Origin of the sequence: Streptomyces akebiae (genome assembly GCF_019599145.1) — a bacterium.
Taxonomy (GTDB): domain Bacteria; phylum Actinomycetota; class Actinomycetes; order Streptomycetales; family Streptomycetaceae; genus Streptomyces; species Streptomyces akebiae.
In genome coordinates this window covers 184,269-193,943 of sequence record NZ_CP080648.1, presented here as the reverse complement: position 1 = coordinate 193,943, position 9,675 = coordinate 184,269, and the positions used below count along the sequence as shown (strand labels likewise).

General features: G+C 76.4%; 1 protein-coding gene. It reads right to left on the bottom strand.

Annotated elements, in window-relative coordinates; genetic code table 11:
* Positions 1 to 34: 34 nt before the first annotated feature.
* Complete coding sequence (locus tag K1J60_RS45040) at positions 35 to 9,661, bottom strand: type I polyketide synthase (protein WP_220652065.1); 9,627 nt, start codon at positions 9,659 to 9,661, stop codon at positions 35 to 37.
* Between the last annotated feature and the right edge of the window lie 14 nt (positions 9,662 to 9,675).

Genomic DNA, 9,675 nt, shown 5'->3' with positions numbered 1-9,675 from the left:
CGTGTTCTCCTGAGGGCCCTCGGGGCGGCGGCGTTCACTTGAGTCCCAGGTCCCTCTCCACCAGGGCGAACAGTTCGTCGTTCGTGGCATTGCCGAGCCGGTCGGCCAGTGCCGCGTCGGCGGATCCGTCGCCGTCGGCCGTGACATCGGCGGACGCGGCGGCAGCGGGCCCGTTGCGGGTCCGGGACAGCAGCGACTCCAGTCGCATCACGATCCGGACCCGGTCGAGGTCGTCGTCGGCGCGGCGGGCGAGCGCCGCTTCCAGCCGGTCGAGTTCGTCCGCCGACGGCAGGGCCTCGGCGGCGTCCTCCGGTTCTTCCGGCAGCAGCAGGCCGCCCAGGTGCTCCGCCAGCGCGACGGGCGTCGGCTGGTCGAAGACGAGCGTGGCGGGCAGGGCCAGTCCGGTAGCGGCGGTCAGCCGGTCGCGCAGGGCGACGGCGGTGAGCGAGTCGATGCCGAGGTCGCGGAAGGTGCGTTCGGGCTCGATCTCCTCGGCTCCGGTATGGCCGAGTGCGACGGCGGCGTGCGTCCGTACCAGCTCCACCACGGCGCGCCCGCGTTCCACCGCGGACAGCGTGGCCAGCCGGGCACGCAGCCCTTCCTCGGCACCGGCCGTACCGTCCGTGGCGTCCTCGTCCGGCCGGCCGGACGTCAGCGCGCGCACCTCGGGCAGGTCGGTCAGGAGCGGGCTGGGGCGCAGCGCGGTGAAGGAGGGCACGAAGCTCGCCCAGTCCACCTCGGCCGCGGCCACCGCCGGTTCGCGTGCGTCCAGTGCCTGGCGCAGCGCGACCATGGCGGGGCCGGGCCGCAGCAGGGGGATGCCGCGGCGCTGCATCAGCTCGGCGGCGCCGGCCTCGACCATGCCACCGCCGTCCCACGGCCCCCAGGCGACGGAGCGGACGGGAGCGCCCTCGTGGCTGCGGAGTTCGGCGAGCGTGTCGAGGTAGGCGTTGGCCGCGGCGTACGCGCCGTGGCTTCCGACGCCCCAGACCGCGGAGACGGACGAGAAGTGGACGACGGCGTCGAGTTCCGTCGGGTCGAGCAGTTCGTCGAGGTACCGGGCGCCGGCCGCCTTGCCGCCCATCAGGCGGGCTAGGTCCGCGACGCCGGTGTCGGCGAGGGGGGCGAGCTCCCCCAGGCCTGCGGTGTGCATGACGGTCCGGACGGTGACACCGTCGTCGGCCAGCTCCGCGAGGGTGCGGGCGACCTCGGCGCGGTCCTGGAGGTCGCAGGCGCGGACGGTGACGCGGGCGCCCAGCGCGGTGAGTTCGGCGGTGAGGTCGAGCGCGCCGGGGGCGTCGGGTCCGCGCCGGCTGAGCAGCACGACGTGTTCGGCTCCCTCGGTGGCCAGCCAGCGGGCGACGTGGCCGCCGATGGCTCCGGTGCCACCGGTGATCAGGGCGGTGCCCGTGGGCCGCCATCCGGTGCCGGGCGGTACGGGGGTGGTCTCGGCGTGCCGCAGCCGCCGTCCGTAGGTGCCGCGGGCGCGGAGGGCCATCTGGTCCTCGCCGTCCGTGCGGGTCAGGGCGGCCGCGAGCCGGGCGGCCAGGCGCGGGTCGCCGTCCAGGCCGTGGGCGGGCAGGTCGATCAGACCGCCCCAGTGGCCGGGGTGTTCGAGGGCGGCGACCCTGCCGAGGCCCCAGGCGGCGGCCTGGTCGGGGCTGACGGGCGCCTCGTCGTCGCCGGTGCCGACGGCGCCCGCGGTGAGCGTCCACAGCGGGCCGGGCTCGGTGTCGAGGGCGGCGTGCAGCAGGTGGAGGGTCGCGGCCAGTCCGGCGGTGAGCACCGGGTGGCCGGTGCAGGGTGTCTCGTCCAGGGCGAGCAGGGAGACCACGCCCCGCAGCCGTTCGCCGGGGGCGACGTGGTCGCGGAGCAGGTCCGCGAGTTCGGTCGCGTCGGTGTCGGCGGGATCGACGAGGAGTACGTCGGTCTCGCCTTGGCGTTCGGTGAGGGCGGCGCGGCAGGCGTCGGCAGTGGTGGCGGCGGAGTCGGGGGCCACCACCAGCCAGCGCCCGGAGCAGGAGGGCGCGGGCTGCTCCTCCAGGGCGTTCCAGGTGACGTGGTACCGCCAGGCGGCGACGGTCTCCTGTGCGCGGGTGTCGCGGTGCCAGGCCGAGAGGGCGGGCAGCAGGGGTGCGAGGTCTGCCGCGTCCAGGCCCGCGGTGGTGGCCACGGCCTCGGTGTCCCCGTCGTCGACGGCCGCCCAGAAGCGGGACTCGGCCGGTGAGGCGGTGGCCGCCGGCGCGGTGGCCGGGTCGGCGCCGCGTGCCTTGGGCCAGTAACGGGTGCGCTGGAAGGGGTAGGTGGGCAGGTCGGTGAGGCGGGCGCCGGGCCAGGGCTCCAGTGCCGTGCGCCAGTCGACCGGGGCGCCCAGGACGTGGGCCTCGGCCAGGCTCGTCAGCAGCCGTTCGCGGCCGCCCCGGCCGCGGTGCAGGGTGCCCAGGGCGGCCACGGTACGGCCCGCCTCGGCGGCGGTCTCCTGGATCGCGGCGGTGAGCACGGGGTGCGGGCCGACCTCGATCAGGAGGGTGTGGCCGTCGCGGAGCGCGGCGGTGGCGGCCCGGTCGAAGCGGGCGGTCTCACGGAGACCGGTGAACCAGTACTCGGCGTCGGCGCCCGCGGTGTCGAAGCGGTCGCCGGTGAGCGACGAGTAGAAGGGCACCTCGGAGGTGCGCGGGGTGTTGGCCACGGCGGTCAGCGCGCCGGTGACGCCGGTGCGGACGGCCTCCATCTGCGCGGAGTGCGCGGCGTAGTCGAAGGGCAGCCACTGACACCGTACGCCGTCGGCGGCGAGCTGGGCCTCCAGCTCCGCCAGGGCGACCGGCTCGCCGGAGACCACGGCCGAGCGGGGGCCGTTGACCAGGGCGAGGGAGATCCGGCCGGCATAGGGGGCCAGACGATCCTCGGCGCGGTCGGCGGGCAGCGCCACCGCCAGCATCCGGCCCTGTCCTGCGACCTGGGTGAGCGCCTTGGCCCGCAGGGCCACCACGGCGGCGCCGTCGGCCAGGGACAGCGCGCCGGCGACGACGGCGGCGGCGATCTCGCCCTGGCTGTGGCCGATGACCGCGGAGGGGGTGACGCCGTGCGTCCGCCACACCTCGGCGAGCGACACCATCACGGCCCACAGCAGCGGCTGGACGACGTCCACGCGCTCCAGGCCGGGGGCACCGGGCCGGCGGCGGAGCACGTCGGCGGGCACGAAGTCGACGTGCGGGGCGAGGGCGTGCGCGCACTCCTCGAACCGTGCCGCGAACGCCGGTGACTCGTCGAGCAGTTCGGCCGCCATTCCCTCCCACTGGGTGCCCTGGCCCGGGAAGACGAACGCCACCTTCGGGGTGGTGTCGCGGCCGGTGACGGCGGCCGGGTGCGGCCGGTCGGCGGCCATGGCGTCGAGGGCGTCGAGGAGTTGGTGCCGGTCGGTGCCGACGACCACGGCGCGGTGGTCCATGGCGGTGCGGGCGGTGGCCAGGGTGAACGCGGTGTCGGCGACTGCGGCCCCGTCGTCCTCGGTCGCCCGCGGTGCGCCGCTCTCCGGCCGGCCGGCCAGGTGGGTGTGCAGGGCGGCTGCCTGGGCGCGCAGGGCCTTGGGGGTACGGGCGGAGAGCACGAGCGGGAGTACGGTGCCGGTGCCGGGCGCGACGTCGGGGCCGGGGGCGGTGTCGGCTCCGGTGTCGGGGGCGATGTCCTCGGCGGCGGGGGCCTCCAGGACGACGTGTGCGTTGGTGCCGCTGACGCCGAAGGAGGAGACGCCCGCGCGCCGCGGCCTGCCGGTGTCCGGCCAGGGGCGGGCCTCGGTGAGGAGCGCGACGTCCCCGGCGGACCAGTCCACCTTGGTGGTCGGCCTGTCCACGTGCAGGGTGCGGGGCAGCAGTCCGTGGCGCATCGCCAGGGCCATCTTGATGATGCCGGCGATGCCGGCGGCGGCCTGGGTGTGGCCGATGTTGGACTTCACGCTGCCGGTCCACAGCGGCTCGGCGCGGTCCTGTCCGTAGGCTGCGAGCAGTGCCTCCGCCTCGATCGGGTCGCCGAGCGCGGTGCCGGTGCCGTGCGCCTCGACGGCGTCCACCTCGGCGGGGGCGAGGCCGGCGGAGGCGAGCGCGGCTCGGATCACCCGCTGCTGGGCGGGGCCGCTGGGCGCGGACAGCCCGTTGGAGGCGCCGTCCTGGTTGATGGCGCTGCCGCGCAGCACGGCGAGGACCGGGTGGCCGTTGCGACGGGCGTCGGAGAGGCGTTCCAGCAGCAGCATGGCGGCGCCCTCGCCCCATCCGGTGCCGTCGGCGCCGTCGGCGAACGACTTGCAGCGGCCTTCGGGGGCGAGGCCCCCGAGGGTGCTGAACTCCGTGAACGGGCCGGGAGTGGTCATCACCGACACGCCGCCGGCCAGAGCCAGGGAGCATTCGCCGTCGCGCAGGGCGCGCAGGGCCAGGTGGACGGCGACGAGGCCGGAGGAGCAGGCCGTGTCGACGGTCACCGCGGGGCCTTCCAGGCCGAGGGTGTACGAGAGTCGGCCGGAGAGGACCGCGCCGGTGACGCCCGCGGTCAGGTGTCCCTCGACGTTCTCACCGGAGCCGAGCAGCAGGTAGCCGTAGTCCTGGCCGTTGCTGCCGACGAAGACGCCGGTGTCGCTGCCGTGCAGGGAACCGGGGGCGACCCCGGCCCGTTCGGCGGCCTCCCACGCGGTCTCCAGGAGCAGCCGCTGCTGCGGGTCCATGGCCAGCGCCTCGCGGGGCGAGATGCCGAACATGCCGGCGTCGAAGCCCGCCACGTCGTCGATGAAGCCGCCGAAGCCGGCCACCGGGGCGTCACCCGCCGTGTCGAGGAGCGCCCCGAGGTCCCAGCCGCGGTCGGTGGGGAAGGGGGTGACGGCGTCCTCGCCCCGGGCGATCAGCTGCCAGAAGTCCTCCGGGGTCCGTACGCCGCCGGGGAAGCGGCAGCCGATGCCGACCACGGCGACGGGGTCGTCGTCGGCCACCGGGGCCCGTACCAGCGGGGCCGACGGCGTCGGCGCGTCCTCGCCCAGCCGGGCGGCGAGGTGCTCGCCGAGCGTGCCGGGCCGGGAGTGGTCGAAGACCAGGCCCGCGGGGAGGGCCAGGCCGGTGCGGGCGGCCAGCCGGTCGCGCAGTTCGACGGCGGTCAGCGAGTCCACGCCCAGGTCGCGGAAGGCCGTACGGACGCCGACCGGGTCCACGGACGGGTGCCCGAGCACAGCGGCGGTCTCCTCACGGACCATCTCGATCAGGGGGGTGGAGCGGTCCCGCGCGGGCAACTCGGCCAGTGTCCGGGCCCAGTCGGCGCGGAGCGCCGCGGGGTCGGCGGCGGTGACGGCCACCGTCTTGGCGGCCTCCGGGATCTCGCCGAAGAGGCGGGTGGGCCGGGAGACCTGGAAGGCGGAGGAGAAGCGCTGCCAGTCGACGTCGGCGACGACCAGGGCGGTCTCGTCGTGGTCGAGGGCGGTGGCCAGCGCGGTGGTGGCCACCGCGGGTTCCATGGGCGGAAGGCCGCGCCGGGCGAGGTGCGCGCGGACGTCGTCGCTCGCGGCCATGCCGGCCTCGTCCCAGGGGCCCCAGGCGACCGAGGTGGCGGGCAGCCCGGCGGCGCGGCGGCGCTCGGCCAGGGCGTCGAGGTGGGCGTTGGCGGCGGCGTACGCGCTCTGCCCGCCGCTGCCCCACACGCCGGCTACGGAGGAGAAGAGCACGAAGCGTTCGACGTGCGAGGCGTCGGAGAGGAGTTCGTCGAGCACCTCGGCACCGCGCACCTTGGCGTCGAGGACGTCGGCGAACGTGTCGAGGCCGGTGCTCTCCAGCGCCTCGGTGCCGGTCACGCCGGCGGCGTGCACGACCGCGCGCACGTCGTGCTCGGCGAGGAGGGCCGCCATCGCCGTACGGTCGGTGACGTCGCAGGCGACGGCGGTGACCCGGGTGGCGGGCGCGAGTTCGGCGGCGAGGTCGGCCATGCCCGGTGCTTCCGGGCCGCGACGTCCGGCCAGCACCACGTGGCTGGCGCCCCGTTCGGCGAGGAGCCGTGCCGTGCGGACACCGAGCGCGCCGGTGCCGCCGGTGATGAGAACGGTGCCGTCCGGGCGCCAGGGGCCGGTGCCGTCCGGGTCGGCGGCCAGGGCGGGCGCGACGCGCCGGGCGAAGGCGCCCGAGGGGCGCAGAGCGGTCTGGTCCTCGCCCGTCGTGCCGGTGAGGAGGGCCACCAGCAGGGCGGCCGACGTCTCGTCGAGGGCGTCGGGCAGGTCGATCAGTCCGCCCCAGCGGCCGGGGTGTTCGAGGGCCGCGACCCGTCCGAAGCCCCACAGCGCGGCCTGGCGCGGGCTGCCGACCTGCTCGGCGGAGCCGATGGCGACGGCGCCGCGGGTCAGCGCCCACAGCGGCGCCTCGATCCCGGCGTCGCCGGCGGCCTGGGTGAGCAGGACGGTCCCGGCCAGGCCCGCGGACAGCGCGGGGTGGGTGGCGGACGGGGTGTCTTCCAGGCCGAGCAGCGACACCACGCCGGTGTACGGGCCGTCGGCGGCGGCGGACTCCTTCAGGAGCTCGGCGAGTTCTCCCCGGTCGGTCTGCGTGAGGAGGCCGACGGGCAGTTCGGTGACCAGGGCGCCGGCGTCGCGCAGCGCGGCCGGTACAGCGGCCGTCAAGGGGTCGGGGCGGCGCTCGGCGGGCAGCACGGTCAGCCAGTGGCCGCCGGCCGTCACCGGAGTGAGGCCGGTGAGCGGCCGCCAGGTCACCCGGTAGCGCAGCGAGTCGGCGCGGACGCGGTTGCGGTGGTCGTTCCGCCAGCGGGTGAGGGCGGGGAGCAGCGGTTCGACGGCGGCCGCATCGGGCAGGCCCACCGTCTCGGCGAGCAGGCCGGCGTCGGCCTGCTCGACGGCGTTCCAGAACCGATCCGCGGCCGGGTCGGCGGTGGTGGCGACCGGGTCGGCGGGGGCGGCGGTGCCGGGCTCCACCCAGTAGCGGTCGCGGTGGAAGGCGTAGGTGGGCAGCGGGATCCGCCGCCCGCCCCAGCAGTCGAAGACGGCCTGCCAGTCGACGGCCGCGCCCGCCGTGTGGGCGGCGGCGAGGGCGCTGAGCAGGGTCTCCGGTTCGGGGCGTCCGGGGCGGAGCGTGGCGGTCACCGTCGGGCCGCCCGAGACACCCGGTGCCGGCAGGCTGTCGCGGGCGGCGGCGGCGAGGGTGCCGCCGGGGCCCAGCTCCAGGAAGACGCCGGCGCCGTGGTCGTGGGTCCAGGACACCGCGTCGGCGAATCGTACGGTCTCGCGGACCTGACGGACCCAGTAGCGCGGGTCGCACAGGGTGTCCGCGTTCACCGGGCCGCCGGTCAGGGTGGAGACGACGGGCAACGTCGGCGGGTGGTACGTCAGCGACCGGGCGACGGCCGCGAAGTCGTCGAGCATCGGCTCCATCAGGTGGGAGTGGAACGCGTGGGAGACGGTGAGCCGCTTGACCCGGACGCCCTGCGAACGCAGCCGCTCCTCCAGTGCGGCGATCGCGTCCGCGTCGCCCGAGACCGTCACCGACGCGGGCCCGTTCACGGCGGCGAGGTCCACCCCGTCGGGCAGCTCCAGCGCGTCCTCGGAGGTCTGCACGGCCAGCATCGCGCCGCCGTCGGGCAGTGCCTGCATGAGCCGGCCGCGGGCCGCGACGAGCGTGCAGGCGTCGTCGAGGGAGAGGACTCCGGCGACGTGGGCGGCGGCCAGTTCTCCGACAGAGTGGCCGACGAGGTGGTCGGGGGCCGTCCCCCAGGACTCGAGCAGCCGGAACAACGCCACCTCGAGCGCGAAGAGCCCGGCCTGGGCGTGGACCGTGCGGTCGAGCGCGCCACCGTCCTCGGAATCGCCGTCGCCGAAGACGAGTTCTCGCAGGCCGGGGCCCGTCGCGGAGTCCAGGCGGGCACAGACCGCGTCGAAGGCGTCGGCGAACACCGGGAAGGCGGAGTGGAGTTCGCGTCCCATCCCGGTGCGCTGGGAGCCCTGGCCGGTGAAGAGGAGCACCAGGCGGGCGTCCCCGGTGGCCTCGCCGCGGACGAGGCCGGCCAGGGTGCGGCCCGCGGCCAGTGCGGAGAGGCCGGCGGCGAGGTCCGCGCGGTCGCCGGCCAGCACGACGGCGCGGTGCTCCAGCGGCGAGCGGGTGGTGGCGAGCGTACGGCCGATGTCCAGCAGATCCAGGTCCGGCTGCGCGTCGAGTTCGGCGCCGAGCCGCCGCGCCTGCTCGGCGAGCGCCTCGGCCGTGCGGCCGGAGACCGGGCAGGGCACCACGGTGGGGGCGGCAACGGGGGAAGCGGCGGGCACGGCGGCGCCGGGGTCGGGGGCGGGTGCCTCGCCGAGAATGACGTGGGCGTTGGTGCCGCTCAGCCCGAACGACGAGATGCCGGCGCGCCGCGGCCGCCCGGCCGGGGCCCACGGTCGTTCCTCGTCCAGCAGGCGTACGGCGCCCGTCGACCAGTCGATGTGCGGTGACGGTTCCGCGGCGTGCAGGGTGCGGGGCAGCACGCCGTGGCGCAGCGCCTCGATCATCTTGATCAGCCCTGCCATGCCCGCGGCGGCCTGCGCGTGGCCGATGTTCGACTTCACCGAGCCGAGCCAGAGCGGTTCCTCCCGGCCCTGGCCGTACATGCCGAGCAGCGCCTCCGCCTCGATCGGGTCTCCGAGCCGGGTGCCGGTGCCGTGCGCCTCGACGGCGTCCACCTCGGAGGGCAGCAGCCGGGCGTCGGCGAGCGCGGCGCGGATCACGGCGCGCTGAGCGCGGCCGTTGGGAGCGGTCAGCCCGTTGGTGGAGCCGTCGGAGTTGACGGCGGACCCGCACAGGACGGCGTGGACGTGGTGGCCGTTGGCCCGCGCGTCGGAGAGCCGCTCCAGCAGGACCACGCCCGCTCCCTCGGACCAGCCGGTGCCGTCGGCTCCCGCGCCGAACGACTTGCAGCGGCCGTCGGGGGAGAGGCCGCCGTGGCGGCCGAACTCGCCGAACATGCCGAGGTCGGCGAGGACCGCGACACCGGCGGTGACGGCGAGGTCGCACTCACCGCTGTGCAGGGCGCGGGCGGCCTGGTGCACGGCGACGAGGGACGACGAGCACGCGGTGTCGACGGTGAAGGCCGGGCCCTCGAACCCGAAGGTGTAGGAGATCCGGCCGGACAGGACGCTGCCCGCCATGCCGGTCATCAGGTGGCCCTCGGAGCCCTCGGGCGGCCGCGCTCCCCCGCCGTAGCCGGAGGACCCGGCGCCGACGAACACCCCGGTCCGGGTGGCGCGCAGGGAGAGCGGCGGGATGCCCGCCCGCTCCAGCGCCTGCCACACGGTCTCCAGCAGCACGCGCTGCTGGGGGTCCATGGTGAGCGCCTCGCGGGGGCTGATCCCGAACAGTGCGGCGTCGAAGCGGTCCGCGTCGTCGATGAAGCCGCCCTTGAGGGCGGGCAGCGCGTCGGGTCCGCCGGGCACGCCCCAGCCGCGCGCGGCGGGCAGGTCGCCGATGGCGTCCCGGCCCTCGCGGACGAGTTCCCACAGTCCTTCGGGGTTGTCGGCGCCGCCCGGGTAGCGGCAGGCCGTGCCGACGACGGCGAGCGGCTCGCGCTCCCGGCCCTCCGCCTCTGCCAGCCGCTGCCGTGTCTCGGCGAGGTCGGCGGTGACGCGCTTGAGGTACTGGAGAAGTTTCTGATCGTCTGCCATGCCCGGTCCCTGCG

Bases quoted from the DNA above. Each gene is read 5' to 3' on its own strand.
- K1J60_RS45040 (WP_220652065.1), bottom strand. From the start codon at position 9,661: ATGGCAGACGATCAGAAACTTCTCCAGTACCTCAAGCGCGTCACCGCC.